The sequence below is a fragment of the Rhodothermaceae bacterium genome, from assembly GCA_009838195.1.
Classification (GTDB): Bacteria; Bacteroidota; Rhodothermia; order Rhodothermales; family Bin80; genus Bin80.
In genome coordinates, this window is record VXSC01000045.1 from 1 (window position 1) to 16,808 (window position 16,808).

Below are 16,808 nucleotides of genomic sequence, written 5' to 3' on the forward strand. Positions count from 1 at the left end.
CGTACGGGTTTGAGGGGGTCCCCGTAACCTTGGCGTTTCGGCGCAAATCACCAAAGGAGGAATAGTGGAACAATCGCTGCCTGATGTGATATTCAGGGACGGATCGGCAACCAAAATTCTATGCCTGGGGTACCGAAGAACACCAAGACCGAAAACGAGCGTAAGCTAAACTTCTGGGAGCGACTGTATCTGCCGGAGATTTTCAAGGGCTTGGCCTACAGTTTTCGGAAGATGGTGAAAGAACCGACGTACACGACTGAGTATCCAGATGAGCTATGGGAGCCACCGGACTCCTACCGTGGACGCCCGGTGCTAGTGGAAGAAGAGGGGAAGCCGCGTTGCGTGTCCTGTAATCTTTGTGCCAAGGCCTGTCCGCCTATGGCCATCTCCATGCAGTCGCGTGAAGTGGATGATCCCAATAGTAGTAAGGAGCGTGAACCTGCTTGGTTTGAAATCAATATGCTTCGCTGCATCTATTGCGGGTTCTGTGAGGAGGTATGTCCTGAAGAAGCAATTGTGATGTCAAAAGAATATGACCTCACCTTCCATGGGCGGGATGAAGCGATCTTTGGGTTGGATCGACTCCTGGTTCCTTCAGAGAGACTCACGGAAAGACTTGAATATTTGGAGCAAGCCCGTAATCAGCAGGAGAATGCTGAGCCTTGGCAGCACCGCAAAGACAATAACCTGCACAGTTTAAGGGACCGCCATCTCGTACGTGAGTTGGCTCAGAAGGAAATGCCGGCCCTAAAGAATACCCATCTACGTCCAGAGGAACCGATTGCGACAGAGAACACCTGGGAAGGTCGCCCTTCTTCAGACAATGTCTGAGTTGGAGGGACGGCGCGGTGAGCTGCTGGATCAGCTAAACTACCTGTTAGACGAGATCGTCTCCTTGCGGAGTATTACTTCACGCCTGCACGAAGCGCAGATCACAAATACAGAGCGCGGGCCGTCGGTGAAGCAGTGCTATGGTTCAATCATTATGCGGGATCGAAATGAAATCCTTCCTGCCCTGGAAAAATTATACAGGGAAAAACGCTCCCGGGCAGCGGCGGAGGTGGACTGGAATCGTCGCCCCATGGAAGAGATTCTGACAGAGGTGGAAGCGGCGCGACAGTCGGTCATTGCAGCAGCAGGGAGGCTGAAGCCACAGGATTGGACACAAGAGGTGGCGGACGGGATGGATGTGTATCAACTTCTTCTGAGAGCTTCGCATGCTGATGCAGATACACTTCGGGAAGTCGCGCAGAAGCTTTATCGGTCCCACTCATAACAGAAAATGTCCAGGAAGTACAGAAAATCGGCATTGGAGATCTATAAAGATCTGCGACGGGATTTTCTGGAAGGGCAATACAAGCCAATCTATCTTCTGTACGGAGATGAGTCGTATCTGCCCGATCAACTTCAGAAAGTTCTGATTGCGCGTGCACTACCAGAAGAAGATCGGGACTTTAACCTTGATGTGGTTCATGGGGCTGATGTGACTATTCAGTCTGTATTGAATATGTGCCAGATGGCTCCCATGCTGGCAGAGCGCCGTATTGTTGTGATCAGGGGATTCGACCAGCTTAAAAATAATAAGCTGTTTGCGAGCGTAGCTAAGCAGCCAAACCTCGCCGCAATCGTCCTCCTGATATGCGGGACACGTCCGAGATTCAACGTGAATCCCTACATGGCGCTAAAGAAGAACACAAAAGCAGTCCAGGTTGTGGAGTTCGCTTCGCTGTGGCGTAACCAGGCTGCACAGTTTGTGCGTGAGTATGCTCAAGCTCGCGGCTATGATCTAGAAGGGAGAGTGCAGGACTTGCTGGTAGAGTTCTTGGGTACAGGAATGGCATTACTCGCTCAGGAAGTTGAAAAGTTGATCACCTATGTCGGTGCACGGGAGCCGAAGGTGATTACGAGACAAGATGTGCTGCAAGCCAGTGGGCAAACCCGCGAAATCAACGTGTTCGAACTTCAGGATGCCATCATCCAGCGTAGAGCAGTGGATGCACACAGGATCACAGAACAATTGCTTCTTGGGGCTTCTTCCCGGCAGGGGGAAGCGCTGCGGATTGTGGCAGTACTGAGCAGTTATTTCATGAGGCTCTTGAAATTGCATGACTCTCTACGAGATAATTTGCGTCAGGCAGATCTTGCCAAACGAATTGGAGTAGCTCCGAACATGCTCCGTCGGTATCACGAGGCCGTCAGCAGCTGGCCCCTCCCGGAAGTCAAGCGGGCCATACAACTGCTTTTGAGTACCGATAGTGAAATCAAAGGGTTTTCCAAGCGTAGCCCCCGTTCAATTATGACGCTTTTCATTACACGGTTGCTGGCAGAACCTTTACAGCATCACGCGCGTTGAGACTTTTGTGGAGATTTTGTGAACATTCTGCAAATTATCCTAGTAATCACTTGGAAAACTTGGAAACATTCGGGTTTAGCTTTCATTATGTCCTATTGTGCAGGCTCACACCTCATTGACTTTTAACATCTGATCGTATGCTACATCGCTACTTCCGCACATCATGTTGAATCGAGTCTCCTGGATGGACGAGTTCCTATGTGAGTACGTTGATGGCACAATGGATTACTCGGTCCGCACAGTGTTTGAGGAGTGCTTGGAATGTGATTCCAGACTTGCAAAGAAAGTCAAGCACTTGCGTGGTACCCGGCGGCTACTGAGCGAACATAGCTTTCGGGCACCGAAAGATTTGCGGAAGAGAGTTCGCGTACGTTTATCGCAATGCCTTCCATTCGCGACCCCGGTGCGCCCACCGCATACCAGTATTCTGGTTGGAACAGCGGCGGCAATCGCTCTGGCAGCAGCACTTGTGGCAGGGACTTCTCAGTATATTCCCGCACCCATGTCTGGAGTGCGCAGTGCGGCGAGCCCGATTGCAGAGGCTCAGATTCAGGACCCCAGTCAAATTAAGCGCGTTAACAGCGGGCCGTTGACGGAAATCTCTCCGGCTACGGGCTCTTAGCTCAGTGGTTTAGAGCGCTCGCCTCACACGCGAGAGGTCACAGGTTCGAATCCCGTAGGGCCCACCAACGAATCATGACTTGTTCACAGGTGATGCGCAGATCTCTTGCCCCATATCTGTTTGCTTTCTTCGTAGTAACCTCGACCTGGGCCAACCCCACGGATCTGGCTGATTGGTTTGGTAGAGCGATTGCTACGGGGGATGGCTATCTTTTTGTATCGGAGATGGCCGGGTTTGAATCTCCATCGATGGTTCACGTTTATGTACGAGGAGAAGACCAGAAATGGGTTTGGCAAGACTCCTTGCATGTAGGGGGTAGATACGGCAATACAATTGGGTATGGGGACGGAGTACTGGCGGTTTCAGAGGGATCTGCAGTGTACGTGTTTGAGGTGGATCCTGAGACGGACCGCTTTGTGCAGACGGGACGGCTGGAGTCAAAATACGCGGAATGGTTTGGCAGTGCTCTTGCACTGGATGATGGATGGCTTGCTGTGGGCTCCTCACAGCCAAATGGATCCACTCGTCATGTCCACCTCTTTCGGAAGAACCGGGAAGGAACATGGGTCAGAAGGGCGATTCTTGAGGAACCTGGAGAGTCAGCCGCATCCATGTATGGGATTGCACTTGCGATGAATCAGGGACGCCTCCTGATCGGCTCACCCGGACTTTGTACTGCATACCTGTATGAGTACCAATCCGACGGATGGGGATTGTCTGCAACGTTGCTGTGTGGGGAAATGAGTGCGGAATCCATGTATGGGATGACCTTGGACCTGCGGGGAGAGCGTGCAGTGATCGGAGCCCCCCGACACAATTCGAAAAAAGGCGCCGTCGTTGTCTGGCAGCATGTGGGAGATTCGGGGTGGAAAAAGATAAAAGTTCTTACTCCAGAGGAGGATGCCACCGGATCCTCTTTTGGTTCACAGGTCGAAATTCAGGATTCTCTGCGGATCGTTGTTGGATTCCCGGTGTTTGGAGGAATACCTGGAGTTCCTGTGCGTGGAGGACTGCCTGGAGGCGACGGTGACGTGGAAAAAAATTTGCGGATCTATGCCGTCCAGGACGATCAGGATTCGAAACCTGGGTACACCATAGTTCCAGGAATCGTTGTCTCAGGTGCGTCCCCGGTTGCCGTGGATGGAAATTTAATGGCAATTGGATTCCCCGGTGCTGCGTATGGAGAAGGGAGTGCGGAACTGCTGGAATTCAATGGCGGTGGGTGGGTGGGAGGCCGTCCAAGAACTTTATTATGTATATAGGCACATACCCCGTAGAGCTGACGTCCGGTGTGATGACGGGCGGGCAGATGAGTTTGATTGTGGGCTTGTTGACCTGGTTTCGTTTCTGCCGAATGAAGAAATGGGGATGAATCGTGGGGTACTCCTGAGTGATTTGTGGGGATGGACAGATCCGGAAACCGGAATTGAATATGGTTTGATCGGCCATCTTGAAGGGACGGTCTTCATTGATTTGAGTACTCCATCGAACCCTAGATATCTGGGCACCCTGCCTCGTACAGAAGGCTCATCGGCAAGTATCTGGCGGGATATTAAGGTGTATAAGAACCACGCATTTATCGTTGCTGATATGGCCCAGGAGCATGGTATGCAGATCTTTGACCTGACGCAACTCAGAGGACTCGTCGATACTCCGGTGGAGTTCGAGGCGACGGCACATTACAGCCAGATCCACAGTGCTCATAATATTGTCATTAATGAAGAGACGGGGTTTGCTTTTGCCGTGGGAGTTTCTGAAGGAGGAGAAACCTGTGGCGGAGGGTTGCACATGATTGATATCCGTGAACCCCAGGCCCCTGTCTTTGTCGGGTGCTTTGCAGACGAGACAACCGGACGCCGCAAGACCGGATATAGCCATGATGCGCAGTGTGTGATTTACAATGGGCCGGACAGCGAATACGCCGGACGTGAAATTTGCTTCGGTGCCAATGAAACGGCAATCAGTATATCAGATGTGACGGACAAAGAAAACCCAATTGCAATTGGAACTGGCTCCTATCCTGGTGCTGCGTATGTGCACCAAGGCTGGCTCACAGAAGATCATTCCTATTTTTTCCAGAATGATGAGCTCGATGAACAATACGACAAGGTTGATAAAACACGCACCCTGATTTGGGATGTGAGGGATCTAAGTGATCCCATCATGATTCGTGAGTTCTATGGACCTACTTCAGCGACGGATCACAACCTGTATATACGCGACAATCTGATGTACCAGACCAATTACAAGAGTGGTTTGCGCATCATTGATGTGTCCTCACCAGAGAATCCGGTTGAGATTGGATACTTCGACACCACCCCGTACGGGGCGAATGGGGCCGGGTACGATGGAACCTTGGGCAGCTATCCATTCTTTGAAAGTGGAATTATTGTCGTGACCAGTATCCGGGAAGGCGTGTTTATTTTGAAGAAGCAATCCGCAGATATTTAGGCGTAGGTCTTTTGGCTTGGATCATTGTTCGGCCTATCCGTGTAAACCTTTTTCTAATTCAGCCCATCTGCAAAATTTGAGACATATTTTATCGGAGTCGCGCACACCTATGCACGGCCCGTGTCGCCGGTCAGTCTTCTAAGCTTTGGCGGAGTAGGGTCGGGTCGTACGCCTGTCTCTGAATCAGATCGGCACGATCAGTGAGATTCATAAGAGTAGTGCTCGGCCTTCGCAACAGTATGAACGGGATCCACCAACGAACCATGACTTATTCAAGAGTAATGCGCAAATCTCTTGCCTTATACCTGTTTACTTTCTTCGTAGTATCCGCGACCTGGGCCAATCCCACTGATCTGGCTGATCGGTTTGGTAGAGCGATTACTGCCGGGGATGGCTATCTCTTTATTTCAGAGTCGGGTGGGTTTGAAACCCACGGGATGGTTCATGTCTATGTGCGGGGCGAGAACCAGAAATGGGTTTGGAAAAATTCATTGCATGGGCAGGCCCATGTAGGGGATGGATTCGGCCATACAATTGGATATGGGGACGGAACACTGGCGGTTGCAGATCAGTCCACGGTATACGTGTTTGAACTGGATCCTGAGACGGACCATTTTGTGCAGACAGATCGGCTGGGGGCAGAGGATAACAGCACGTTTGGTACTGCTCTTGCGCTGGATGACGGGTGGCTTGCCATAGGCTCCTCGCAGGCCGATGGATCCGATGGCCAGGTCCACCTCTTTCAGAAGAACCCGGAAGGAACGTGGGTCAAAAGGACGATTCTTGAAGAACCCGGAGAGTCATCTGTATCCATGTATGGGAGTGCACTTTCGATGGATCAGGGCCGCCTCTTGATCGGTTCGCCTGAACTTTGTACCTCATACCTGTACGAGTATCGAGCCGACGGGTGGGAATTGTCTGCAACGCTGCCCTGTGGAGAGCTGAGCGCAGAATCCATGTATGGAGTGACCTTGGATCTGAGGGGGGAGCGTGCAGTGATCGGAGCCCCCCGACATAATTCGAGAAAGGGTGCAGTTGTTGTCTGGCACCATGCGGAAGATTCAGGATGGGAAAGGATAAAAATTCTTTCTCCAGAGGACGATGCCCCCGGATTCTTTTTTGGTTCACAGGTTGAGATTCAGGATCCTCTGCGGATCGTTATTGGATTCCCCGTGTTTGGGCCTCGTGACGCAGAAGAAAATTTACGGGTCTATACCGTACGGGAAGGTGAAGATTCGGAATCTGAGTACACCACAGTTCCGGGAGTCGCCTTCTCACCCATGTCCACAGTTGCCGTAGATGGAAGTGTAATGGCAGTTGGATCCCCGAATGCTGCGTATGGAGAAGGAATCGCGGAATTGCTGGAATTCAATAGCGGTGCGTGGGAGATGGTCCAAGAACTGTTTTATGTTCATGAGCACATGCCGCGCAAAGCCGACATCCTGTGTGATGATGGACAGGCGGAAGGGTTTGATTGCGGGCTCGTGGACCTGGTCTCTTTTCTGCCGAATGAAGAAATGGAGATGAATCGCGGGGTGCGCCTGAGCGATGTGTGGGGATGGACAGATCCCGAAACCGGAATTGAATATGGTTTGATCGGCCATCTTGAGGGGACGGTCTTTATTGATTTGAGTGCTCCATCAAACCCTAGGTACTTGGGAACCCTGCCTCGCACAGAAGGCTCACCAGGCAGTACTTGGCGGGATATCAAGGTGTATAAGGATCACGCATTTATTGTTGCCGACGGTGCCCGGGAGCATGGCATGCAGATCTTTGATCTGACACAACTTAGAGGACTCGTCGATACTCCGGTGGAGTTTGAGGCAACGGCACATTACGACCGTATCCACAGCGCTCACAATATTGTCATTAATGAAGAAACGGGGTTTGCCTTTGCGGTGGGAGCTTCCGCCGGAGGAGAAACCTGTGGCGGAGGGTTGCACATGATTGATATCCGTGAACCCCAGGCCCCTGTCTTTGTCGGGTGCTTTGCAGACGAGACAACCGGACGCCGCAAGACCGGATATAGCCATGATGCGCAGTGTGTGATTTACAATGGGCCGGACAGCGAATACGCCGGACGTGAAATTTGCTTCGGTGCCAATGAAACGGCAATCAGTATATCAGATGTGACGGACAAAGAAAACCCGGTCGCAATCGGAACCGGTTCCTATCCTGATGCTGCATACGTGCACCAGGGCTGGCTCACAGAGGATCATTCTTATTTTTTCCAGAATGATGAGCTTGATGAAATCCAGGGCAAAGTTCATAAAACACGCACCCTAGTTTGGGATGTGAGAGATCTAAGTGATCCGATCATGATTCGTGAGTTCTATGGACCCACCTCAGCGACGGATCACAATCTGTATGTACATGGCAATCTGATGTACCAGACCAATAATGCGAGTGGTTTGCGCATCATTGATGTGTCCTCACCAGAGGATCCTGTTGAGATTGGACACTTCGACACCACTCCGTATGGGACGGATGAGGCCGGATTTAATGGAACCTGGAGCAGCTTCCCGTACTTTGAGAGCGGAATTATCGTCGTGACGAGTCGCAGGGAAGGGGTGTTCATTTTGAAGAAGCAACCCGTAGATATTTAGGCGTAAATCTTTAGGCTTGGATCATTGTTAGGCTTATTTGTGTAAACCTTTTCCTGATTCAGTTTTAGCTGTAAAATCTGAGACAAACTTACCGGAGTCGCACCCACATGTACGTCCCACGTCGCCAGCGAATGCTGGACCAGTATCTGAAGGAAATTGGTCAGATTGACCTAGTGACTCCCGCTGAAGAGGCGGAGTTAGCCCGGCGGATCAAACAAGGTGACGAGGAAGCGCTCCTGAAGCTGACTCGTGCCAACCTCCGCTTCGTCGTTTCGGTGGCAAAAAAATTTCAGGGACAGGGCCTGCATCTCACTGATTTGATCAATGAAGGGAACTATGGCCTCATCAAAGCGGCCAAACGCTTTGATGAAACACGCGGGTTCAAGTTTATCTCCTATGCCGTGTGGTGGATTCGCCAGTCGATCCTTCAGGCTCTGGCAGAGCAGGGCCGAGTCGTACGTCTGCCTCTGAATCAGATTGGCACGATCAGCAAGATTCGCAAGAGCAGTGCCCGGCTTTCGCAACAGCATGAACGGGATCCGAACCTGGAAGAACTGTCGGCGGATCTACAGATTGATATAGAAAAGGTCCGCAATGCGATGCAGCGGACGAGCCGGCATCTATCGATGGATGCCCCCTTTAACGATGAGGATGAAAATAGCCTTCTGGACATCCTACCCAGCGACGAGGTTACTCCTCCCGATGAATCCCTCCAAGGAGAATCTCTGAAGATTGATATTGAAGTCGCACTCAGTGGTCTTTGCCCCCGTGAGGCGGAAATCACCCGACTATTTTTTGGAGTTGGACGTGAACATCCGCTGACACTGGAAGAAATTGGCCACCGATTTGATTTAACGAGGGAGCGGGTACGCCAGATCAAAGAAAAAGCAATCCGGAAACTTCGCCAAAAACATCGCCGGGAAAACCTGAAATTTCACGCAAGGTAGACATCGTTCGATTGGTTAGGGACTTTCGCTGTGGTCACGTAATAAGGTAGATTTGATGTTGCATAGGCCCTAGAGTGTAACAACCGTGATAAGCCTTCGTACATACAGGCGCTGACGCGGCGCTAATCTACCCTCAAAAAGTTGTCGTTCTTGAATCCATCCAATTAAGCGCACTCATGACTATTCGAGTCCTGTCACGCAGTTTTTATGTGAGTCTCCTGACCGCCCTGATCCTCGTTTCCGTTCCAAAAGCTCAACAAACCATCACTTTTGAAGAGGCAGTACGAATTGCCTTGGATCAGAATACGCAGCTGCGGCAGAGCGTCAATCAGGTACGGCTGAGTGAGATTGGCGTGCACTCCGCACGGGCAGCGTTTTTCCCGAGTTTCAATGTAAGTTCAGGTACAGGAACCAATTTCGGGCTGTCGTTCGACACGAATGTGGGGGAACTTCGCACAACGGCGAACACTCGCTTCAATGTAAATGCATTCACGTCTCTGACCCTGTTTGATGGGTTTCAGAGTCAGGCAAATCTTCGTGAGAGCCGACTGAATGTGACTGCCGCAGACTTGGCACTTGAGCGTCAGCGCCAACTAGTAGTATTTCAGGTCGCCAGCCAATTTCTTGCGTATATCCAGGCTTCTGAGCAGATTGCGGTACAGGAAGAAAATTTGGTGGCTGCACAGCAACTTTTGGCTCAGATCGAAGAATTTGTACGGGTTGGTACGCGTCCGGTATCTGACCTGTATCAGCAACAGGCAGCAGTAGAATCGGCAGAGCTTGCAATATTGCAGACTGAGCAGTTGGCTCAGATATCCGAAGCGAATTTGCTTCAGGTTTTGCGGTTGGATCCACTGGGCGATTACGAATTTGTAATCCCAGACTTGTCGGATGAGCTACTGGTGCCAGAAGAATATGATCTGCGAGATCTCTATGAGCGTGCGCAGCTGCAGCGCGGAGATTTACGCTCGCAAGAAGTTTCCGTGGATGCAGCGGAGCAGGGGTTGCGAGTAGCCCGGAGCAGTATGATGCCGCAACTAAGCTTCTCGGCCGGTGCCGGGACAAGCTTCAACAGCGGGATTGAGCGATTCAATTTTGGTCAACAGCTCGACAATAATCGTTCGCAGTCAATCTCACTTTCCCTGAATCTACCGGTCTTCAATCGTCTCCGGACACGCTCTCAGGTTCAGCGGGCCCGAGTTGTGTACGAGAATGCAAGGATCAATGTTGAAGCCACCCAGCAGCAGATCGGGGTAGAAGTACGTCAGGCGTATTTGGACTACCTTACTGCACAAAAAGAACTTGAAGTAACTCAGCGGCAATTAGCGTTCCGTGAGCAGGCACTGGAAGCGACCCGCGAGCGCTATAATGTCGGGGCAGCGACCTTGGTTGAGCTTACACAGGCACAATCTGATTTTGTACAGGCTTCTCAGGATGCAGTGGCTGCGCGCTACACCATCTTCGTGCGCAAACGCCTGATCAGCTACTATACCGGCGAACTGAATCCGAGTCTCCCATTATTTGAATAAATGGCAAAGAAAAAAAACCGTACACGTACAATCCTGATCATTATCGGGATCGCCGTGATCCTTCTCGTAATCCTTGGCCTCGTGGGGCGCCGCCTGAGTGGCCCCAATGCAACGCGGGTAGAAATTGTTACCGTGGAAACGCGGACCGTGACGCAGACGGTGACGGCTTCCGGCCGCGTCCAGCCGGAAGTGGAAATCATCATCAGTCCGGATGTCTCCGGTGAGATCGTCCAACTCCCCGTGGTGGAGGGGCAACAGGTTCAGAGAGGAGAACTTCTGGCGCGGATCAAGTCCGATTTTTATGAAGCTCAGGTAGAGCAGGCCGAGGCACAGCTATCGCAGGCTAAAGCAAATTTGTCGCAACAGGAAGCGAACCTCCTGCTGCAGGAACAGACGTTGGATCGACAGCGCCAGCTTTATGAGGCGGAAGTGATTCCCCTTGATCAATATGAGCAGAGTGATACTCAATACAAGGTTGCACAGGCAAACGTAGATGCGGCAAGGTTTAACGTGGAAAGTGCACAGGCACGCCTGAGGGAGTCCCAGGAGCAACTCAGAAAAACGGCGCTCTATGCACCAATGTCTGGTACCGTGAGCCAGTTGGATATTGAATTGGGAGAACGCGTAACTGGGAATGAGCTACAGGCAGGGACCACTGTCATGAAAGTGGCTCGCCTGGACCAAATGGAGTTAGAGGTCGAAGTCAGTGAAAACGATGTGGTCAATGTCGCTCTTGGGGATACAGCTTCGATTGAAGTGGATGCCTACCCCAATCGCATATTCAAAGGAGTGGTCACAGAAATTGCAAACTCAGCCCGACTCCAAGGAAGTACTTTCCAGGAGCAGGTTACAAATTTCCCCGTCAAGGTCCGGATCCTTGATCCCCATAATGCCGAGGCCAGAGCCATGGGCATGGCAGATGCGGGACTCGCTGGTGAGACACCGGCAACGGAGGATTATCCTAGTTTCCGCCCAGGTATGAGTGGCACCGTTGACATCTTTACGAACACGGTTCAGGAAGTCCTTTCGATTCCGATTCAAGCCGTAACCGTACGGGACTTCAACGCAATCAAGCGGGCACGAAGCACTGCAGCAGAAGCGGATACCACAGCTGGTGATGAGGAAGAAGTGAAGCCGGATATCACGGTCGGTGGGGAAGAAGACCTGCAGCGGATGGTGTTCGTTGTAGATGAAACGATGAACGTAACCGCCACAATCGTCGAGACGGGAATCTCAGATGATCAGTTCATTGAAATCAAATCGGGGTTGGAAGAAGGGAATCGGGTCGTGAATGGTCCCTATAGTGCGGTCAGCCGTGAATTGGATGATGGAGACCTAGTTGAAGAACGCGGCGCCGGTCGGTCACTCTAGGATGAACAACGGAGCAAACAGCCAGCCTCTAATTCGGCTGCGTGACGTCAAGAAAATCTACCCGATGGGTACGGAGGTCGTGCGTGCCCTTGACGGAGTTAGTATGGATGTCCATCCGAATGAGTATGTGGCAGTCATGGGGCCGAGCGGTTCCGGCAAGTCAACGCTCATGAACATGATTGGTTGTCTGGATACACCATCTGAGGGGAGCTATTTTCTTCGAGGAGAGAACGTAGGTGAAATGGCGGATGATGAATTGGCGGAGATTCGTAATCGTGAAGTTGGATTCGTATTCCAAACCTTCAATCTGTTGCCCCGCGTGAACTGCCTTCAGAATGTAGAACTTCCGCTCATCTATAGTGGAAAAACAAGAGGCCAGCGCAAACAGATGGCTGAGCGTGCACTGGATCAGGTTGGACTGTCGGATCGGATCACCCACAAGCCAAACGAATTGTCGGGCGGGCAGCGTCAGCGCGTTGCGGTTGCTCGTGCTTTGGTCAATAATCCTGCATTGGTCCTGGCCGATGAGCCCACCGGAAACCTGGATACCAAGACAGGCCGGGAAATTATGCTGCTCTTTGAGACGCTCTTTCGGAGAGGAAATACGCTCATGGTCGTAACGCACGAAGAAGAAGTTGCGCATCATGCACGGCGCATCGTCCGCTTGCGGGATGGCCTCATAGAAAGCGATGTGCGGGTTGAAAAGCCAATCCTGGCCCACAAAGATGTATCGGCGGCGGTGGCCTGAGATGCCGATGAGTCGCCGAGGGGGAGTGCGGTAAATTCCTTGAAGCTGCCGTCACCCCATCATTTTTCTCATGATGGGGCACAGTCGACCGCTTCGTCCACCCGTACAAATCGTACCGCGGTATGTGCTCGTGGAATCCGGATGGCTTCGAAAGGTACACCGGGAGCGTAAGAAGGCCGGCAATCTGTTCCTGGAGAGAATAAGCGATACGTCGCTACGACGGTATCCCGGAGGCTCTCAACAGACTCAAAGCGCAGGTCATATCCCGCGGAATTCACATCTACCGCTGCCAGAAGGACCATTTCTATTCCAAAGTCCACCGATGTAAAGGGCAAAAGCGGTCGAAGTGAATCCGTATAGGCCAACCAGATACTTAGCTCTGAGATCATACGCGTGGTGGTCGTGTCCAGGGATGCCTGTACCCCACGACCCAGGGATACGTATGGAACGAGTTCTGCAAGATCTTCTTCTGTGAGTTCGGGTGCCTGTTGTTCAGTTTCACAACTTGCGAGCACTACAAGCAAAAATATCAATCCAAAAAAGAAACTAAGTCTTTGCATGGGGGTATCACTGGGCTGTTAGAATGAATGGCACCACTTTTATGGCGATCAAAACTGTTGATGTAGATAAACTGGTCGATCAGACAGGTAACCTGTTTGAGACTGTTGCAATCCTGTCCAAACGCTCCCGCCAGGTTGCGATCAGGATGAAGTCGGACCTGGACACACGCCTGGCATACTTCGAAGGGTTTGACCCAGAACTGGAAGATCCACAGTTCCAAGAAGAGCAACGTAAAATATCCATTGAGCACGAGGTGCAGCCAAAACCTACAGAGGTTGCAATTGGGGAGATGTTTAATTCCGAAGTCTACTTTAGGGATCCCACCTCAGAGATCCTGGGCTAGATTCGAAAGATGGGCCGACCTATGGATGGCCTACAGCACGAAGGCGGAACAGAATACATCGTGGTCAGGGGTGCGCGCGTGCACAACCTGCAAAGTATTGATGTGGATATTCCGCGCGATGCCCTCGTCGTGGTAACCGGCCTTTCGGGCTCCGGGAAGAGTTCCCTGGCGTTTGACACGATCTACTCTGAAGGGCAGCGGCGTTATATGGAGAGCCTCAGCGCATATGCGAGGCAGTTTGTGGGAATGCCCGAGCGCCCCGATGTAGATCACATAGAGGGGCTCTCACCGGTGATTTCAATTGACCAGAAGACCGTCTCCCGCAACCCACGCTCGACGGTCGGTACCATCACCGAAGTGTATGATTTTTTGCGCCTGTTGTATGCGCGCGCGGCTACATCTTTTTCAGCGAAGTCAGGTAAACCGCTTGTACGCCAATCCACGGATGAAATTATAGAAGCCGTCCAAGCCTACTCAGTTGGGGCAAAAATCGAAATCCTGGCACCGGTGGTAAAGGATCGTAAGGGGCACTATAGGGAGCTTTTTGAGAGAGTATCCCGTCAGGGGTATGTGAAGGTCCGGATTGACGGCAAGATTCGGGATATCACTCTAGGTATGCAGGTTGCGCGGTATAAAGTGCATACCATTGAGGTGGTTGTGGATCGCCTGCTAATTGAGGAAGGGATGGATGACCGGATTGCAGCGTCCGTCAAAACGGCCCTGGGATTGGGGGAGGGGGTTTTGATTATCGCAGAGCAAGAGAAAAAAGACCGAATTTTCAGTCGTTACCTGTATGATCCCGAGACCGGTAAATCGTTTCAGGAGGCGGCTCCCAAAACCTTTTCTTTTAATGCTCCCTCAAGCGCCTGTAAAATGTGCAACGGCTTGGGAGTCTGTGAAACTTGGGACGCGTCCATGCTGGTTCCGTACCCTTCAACGAGTCTTCAGGGCGGAGCGGTCGAATTCCTGGATCCCTGGATTCATTCTATGTTCTTCACGGGAGCAGAGAAGATCCTTAAGAAGCACGGGTATAAGTTGACGACGCCAGTAGAAGATATTAGTAAGACTGCTTGGGACGAAGTCCTCCACGGGGCTCCTGATGGCGTTATTCGCGGAAGTGCCAGCCGATTTGTGCTTGCCAGAGGTCTTTTTGTTGAGTTGGACCAAATCTACAAATGGGCTAGTCGGAAAGAGCAGACAAAAATGGAGGTGTACAGGACAAATCAAACATGCCCTTCGTGCAATGGAGGTCGTTTATCCAAGGAGGCACTCTCTTACAGGATCAGTGGCAAGACCATTTCGGATCTGGCTCAGATGAATCTGATCCGATTGCGCGAGTTCCTGGATACGGTGAGTTTTAGCAGGCGGCAGGCGCAAATTGCTGTACCAATTATCAAGGAAGTCCAGGAGCGTCTGTCGTTTATGATCGATGTCGGGGTTGGTTATCTAACCCTAGACCGACCGGCGGTTACGTTATCTGGTGGAGAAAGCCAGCGCATTCGCCTGGCTACTCAGATTGGTACTCAGTTGACGGGAGTTCTGTATGTGTTGGATGAGCCATCTATTGGATTGCATGCCAGAGATAATCGGCGCCTGATTGCATCCCTGCGACGATTGCGAGATCTGGGGAATTCAGTTCTGGTTGTTGAGCATGATCGTGACATGATCGAGGCGGCGGATCATCTCATTGATTTGGGCCCCGGTGCTGGTGACCAGGGTGGAAAGGTTGTGTGCTCAGGTCCTCCCAATGCATTGTCGCAAAATGGCAGTGATGTGAAGGGGCTCACGCTCCCGTATCTCACTGGAGAACGCTGTATTGAGATTCCGAAACAGCGCCGCAAGGTGGATAAGAGGAAGGCTGTCGTACTCACCGGAGCTACGGGGAATAACCTGAAGAATGTGACTCTCAAGCTTCCGGTCAGTGCATTTATTTGTGTGACGGGTGTCAGTGGTTCAGGAAAAAGCTCTTTAATCAATCAAACGCTAGTTCCTGCACTCAACGAACTCTTCAGTGATCGCATTGAAAGTAAAGCGCTGCCCCATGAGAGATTGAGTGGGTTGCAACATATTGATAAGGTGGTGAATATTAATCAAAAGCCCATTGGGCGAACGCCCAGATCCAATCCGGCTACGTATATCACTTTGTTTACTGCAATCCGGGAATTATTTGCCAGTTTACCGTTGGCACAGGCACGCGGCTATAAGCCGGGACGGTTTTCATTTAATGTGAGTGGCGGCAGGTGTGAAAGCTGTTCGGGTGCGGGGGTGGAACGTTTGGAGATGAGCTTTCTTTCCGATGTGTATTTGGAGTGTGAAACCTGTCAGGGAAGACGCTATAATCAGGATACCCTGGAAGTATTCTACAAGGGTAAAACGATTTCCGAAATTTTGGATATGCGCGTAACCGAGGCAGCAGCCTTCTTTGCTAATGTCCCTAAGATCGCGCGGAAACTAGACACACTTCTCTCGGTGGGTCTTGGTTATATACGTTTGGGGCAGCCGTCCACTACAATTTCCGGTGGGGAAGCGCAGCGAGTGAAGCTGGCAAAAGAGCTTTCGCGTATCGGACGTGGGAACACGCTTTATCTGTTTGATGAACCGACTACGGGACTACACTTTGAGGATATTCGTTTGCTGTTGGATGTGTTGCAGAAGTTGGTTGACAAAGGCAATACGGTACTCGTGATTGAGCATAATCCGGATGTGATCAAGGTTGCAGATTACATCGTGGACATGGGCCCGGAAGGAGGCGAGGAGGGAGGCCGAATTCTTTTTGCCGGTACTCCCGAAGAGATGAGTCGTCAAAAGACCTATACCGGAGAGTTGCTCCGAGAAATCCTTCCTGAAAGGCGCAAGAAGTAATCTGGGAATCCAAACAGCCGGATCTCTTCAACCGCGAAGCTGTCAGGAGCTTTCATCGTAGGCTGTAAACTCTACTAATGCCCAGTAAATCATCCGTGGTTTCTCCGAGCGATCGGACGATGTTCTTCTTTATCCCGTCTGATCAGAATTGTGCCATTGACCTGTATCATCGTTACGAGTGAATCACATGCTATGGCCCTCTCCTCTTCCGCCTCCGGCGGAAGGTAGGTCTGTTCTCCATTAAAGCCCGCATCTAGGCGAAAAATCGCGTGATCTGCAACGTAAGTTCGTTCGCACCACAGGAGCGATGCCGAGCACGAAGTCCTTGAATCCCCGGGCATCGTTCTGCATGCCAGTACGTAGTGCTTGCCCGAAAAATAGTTGATAGCCGGATAGGTGGTGTCATGAAGGGTCT

General features: G+C 51.4%; 14 protein-coding genes, 1 tRNA gene and 1 pseudogene. 15 read left to right on the forward strand and 1 reads right to left on the reverse strand.

Going from position 1 to position 16,808, the window contains the following annotated elements:
* Positions 1-120: 120 nt before the first annotated feature.
* The 13 genes and pseudogenes from F4Y64_10385 to F4Y64_10445 all read left to right on the forward strand — a co-directional run bounded on the left by F4Y64_10385 (position 121) and on the right by F4Y64_10445 (position 12,627).
* Positions 121-831: an NADH-quinone oxidoreductase subunit I gene (locus F4Y64_10385; protein ID MXX98006.1), complete on the forward strand. Its 711-nt coding sequence runs from the start codon at positions 121-123 to the stop codon at positions 829-831.
* Positions 824-1,276: a hypothetical protein gene (locus F4Y64_10390; protein ID MXX98007.1), complete on the forward strand. Its 453-nt coding sequence runs from the start codon at positions 824-826 to the stop codon at positions 1,274-1,276. The genes F4Y64_10385 and F4Y64_10390 overlap by 8 nt, the downstream gene beginning before the upstream one ends.
* A gap of 6 nt (positions 1,277-1,282) precedes the next feature.
* On the forward strand, positions 1,283-2,353 hold the full coding sequence (gene holA, locus F4Y64_10395; GenBank protein MXX98008.1) for a DNA polymerase III subunit delta: 1,071 nt from the start codon (positions 1,283-1,285) through the stop codon (positions 2,351-2,353).
* Positions 2,354-2,516: 163 nt separating this feature from the next.
* Complete coding sequence (locus tag F4Y64_10400; protein MXX98009.1) at positions 2,517-2,975, forward strand: hypothetical protein; 459 nt, start codon at positions 2,517-2,519, stop codon at positions 2,973-2,975.
* Positions 2,966-3,042, forward strand: a tRNA-Val gene (locus tag F4Y64_10405). The genes F4Y64_10400 and F4Y64_10405 overlap by 10 nt, the downstream gene beginning before the upstream one ends.
* A gap of 7 nt (positions 3,043-3,049) precedes the next feature.
* Entirely contained in the window at positions 3,050-4,237 is a 1,188-nt protein-coding gene (locus F4Y64_10410) for a hypothetical protein (GenBank protein MXX98010.1), read from the forward strand.
* Complete coding sequence (locus F4Y64_10415) at positions 4,155-5,426, forward strand: choice-of-anchor B family protein (GenBank protein ID MXX98011.1); 1,272 nt, start codon at positions 4,155-4,157, stop codon at positions 5,424-5,426. The genes F4Y64_10410 and F4Y64_10415 overlap by 83 nt, the downstream gene beginning before the upstream one ends.
* 124 nt (positions 5,427-5,550) lie before the next feature.
* A pseudogene (locus tag F4Y64_10420) lies at positions 5,551-5,679 on the forward strand (RNA polymerase subunit sigma).
* A complete protein-coding gene (locus F4Y64_10425; GenBank protein ID MXX98012.1) occupies positions 5,666-8,032 on the forward strand; it encodes a choice-of-anchor B family protein in 2,367 nt (788 codons plus the stop codon). Before F4Y64_10420 ends, F4Y64_10425 begins: the two are co-directional and overlap by 14 nt.
* Before the next feature lie 107 nt (positions 8,033-8,139).
* A complete protein-coding gene (locus F4Y64_10430) occupies positions 8,140-8,979 on the forward strand; it encodes an RNA polymerase sigma factor RpoD/SigA (protein MXX98013.1) in 840 nt (279 codons plus the stop codon).
* A 176-nt stretch (positions 8,980-9,155) separates the two neighbouring features.
* Positions 9,156-10,508 carry a TolC family protein gene (locus F4Y64_10435; protein ID MXX98014.1) on the forward strand — a complete coding sequence of 451 codons (1,353 nt, stop codon included), beginning with the start codon at positions 9,156-9,158 and terminating at the stop codon, positions 10,506-10,508.
* Positions 10,509-11,879: an efflux RND transporter periplasmic adaptor subunit gene (locus tag F4Y64_10440; GenBank protein MXX98015.1), complete on the forward strand. Its 1,371-nt coding sequence runs from the start codon at positions 10,509-10,511 to the stop codon at positions 11,877-11,879.
* 1 nt (position 11,880) lies between these two features.
* Positions 11,881-12,627 carry an ABC transporter ATP-binding protein gene (locus F4Y64_10445; protein ID MXX98016.1) on the forward strand — a complete coding sequence of 249 codons (747 nt, stop codon included), beginning with the start codon at positions 11,881-11,883 and terminating at the stop codon, positions 12,625-12,627.
* Positions 12,628-12,695: 68 nt separating this feature from the next.
* Here F4Y64_10445 and F4Y64_10450 read toward each other — a convergent pair whose 3' ends face one another.
* Entirely contained in the window at positions 12,696-13,187 is a 492-nt protein-coding gene (locus tag F4Y64_10450; protein ID MXX98017.1) for a hypothetical protein, read from the reverse strand.
* Between the two features lie 41 nt (positions 13,188-13,228).
* On the opposite strand from F4Y64_10450, the gene F4Y64_10455 reads away from it, so the two are divergent.
* Positions 13,229-13,531 (forward strand): DNA-directed RNA polymerase subunit omega, encoded by a 303-nt coding sequence (locus tag F4Y64_10455; GenBank protein MXX98018.1) that lies wholly within the window; start codon positions 13,229-13,231, stop codon positions 13,529-13,531.
* 21 nt (positions 13,532-13,552) lie between these two features.
* Complete coding sequence (gene uvrA, locus F4Y64_10460) at positions 13,553-16,393, forward strand: excinuclease ABC subunit UvrA (protein ID MXX98019.1); 2,841 nt, start codon at positions 13,553-13,555, stop codon at positions 16,391-16,393.
* The last annotated feature ends 415 nt before the right edge of the window (positions 16,394-16,808 follow it).

Bases quoted from the DNA above. Each gene is read 5' to 3' on its own strand.
- F4Y64_10385 (MXX98006.1), top strand. From the start codon at position 121: ATGCCTGGGGTACCGAAGAACACCAAGACCGAAAACGAGCGTAAGCTA.
- F4Y64_10430 (MXX98013.1), top strand. From the start codon at position 8,140: ATGTACGTCCCACGTCGCCAGCGAATGCTGGACCAGTATCTGAAGGAA.
- F4Y64_10425 (MXX98012.1), top strand. From the start codon at position 5,666: ATGAACGGGATCCACCAACGAACCATGACTTATTCAAGAGTAATGCGC.
- F4Y64_10435 (MXX98014.1), top strand. From the start codon at position 9,156: ATGACTATTCGAGTCCTGTCACGCAGTTTTTATGTGAGTCTCCTGACC.
- holA (MXX98008.1), top strand. From the start codon at position 1,283: ATGTCCAGGAAGTACAGAAAATCGGCATTGGAGATCTATAAAGATCTG.
- F4Y64_10400 (MXX98009.1), top strand. From the start codon at position 2,517: ATGTTGAATCGAGTCTCCTGGATGGACGAGTTCCTATGTGAGTACGTT.
- F4Y64_10410 (MXX98010.1), top strand. From the start codon at position 3,050: ATGACTTGTTCACAGGTGATGCGCAGATCTCTTGCCCCATATCTGTTT.
- F4Y64_10445 (MXX98016.1), top strand. From the start codon at position 11,881: ATGAACAACGGAGCAAACAGCCAGCCTCTAATTCGGCTGCGTGACGTC.
- F4Y64_10455 (MXX98018.1), top strand. From the start codon at position 13,229: ATGGCGATCAAAACTGTTGATGTAGATAAACTGGTCGATCAGACAGGT.
- F4Y64_10415 (MXX98011.1), top strand. From the start codon at position 4,155: ATGGAGAAGGGAGTGCGGAACTGCTGGAATTCAATGGCGGTGGGTGGG.
- uvrA (MXX98019.1), top strand. From the start codon at position 13,553: ATGGATGGCCTACAGCACGAAGGCGGAACAGAATACATCGTGGTCAGG.
- F4Y64_10390 (MXX98007.1), top strand. From the start codon at position 824: ATGTCTGAGTTGGAGGGACGGCGCGGTGAGCTGCTGGATCAGCTAAAC.
- F4Y64_10440 (MXX98015.1), top strand. From the start codon at position 10,509: ATGGCAAAGAAAAAAAACCGTACACGTACAATCCTGATCATTATCGGG.
- F4Y64_10450 (MXX98017.1), bottom strand. From the start codon at position 13,187: ATGCAAAGACTTAGTTTCTTTTTTGGATTGATATTTTTGCTTGTAGTG.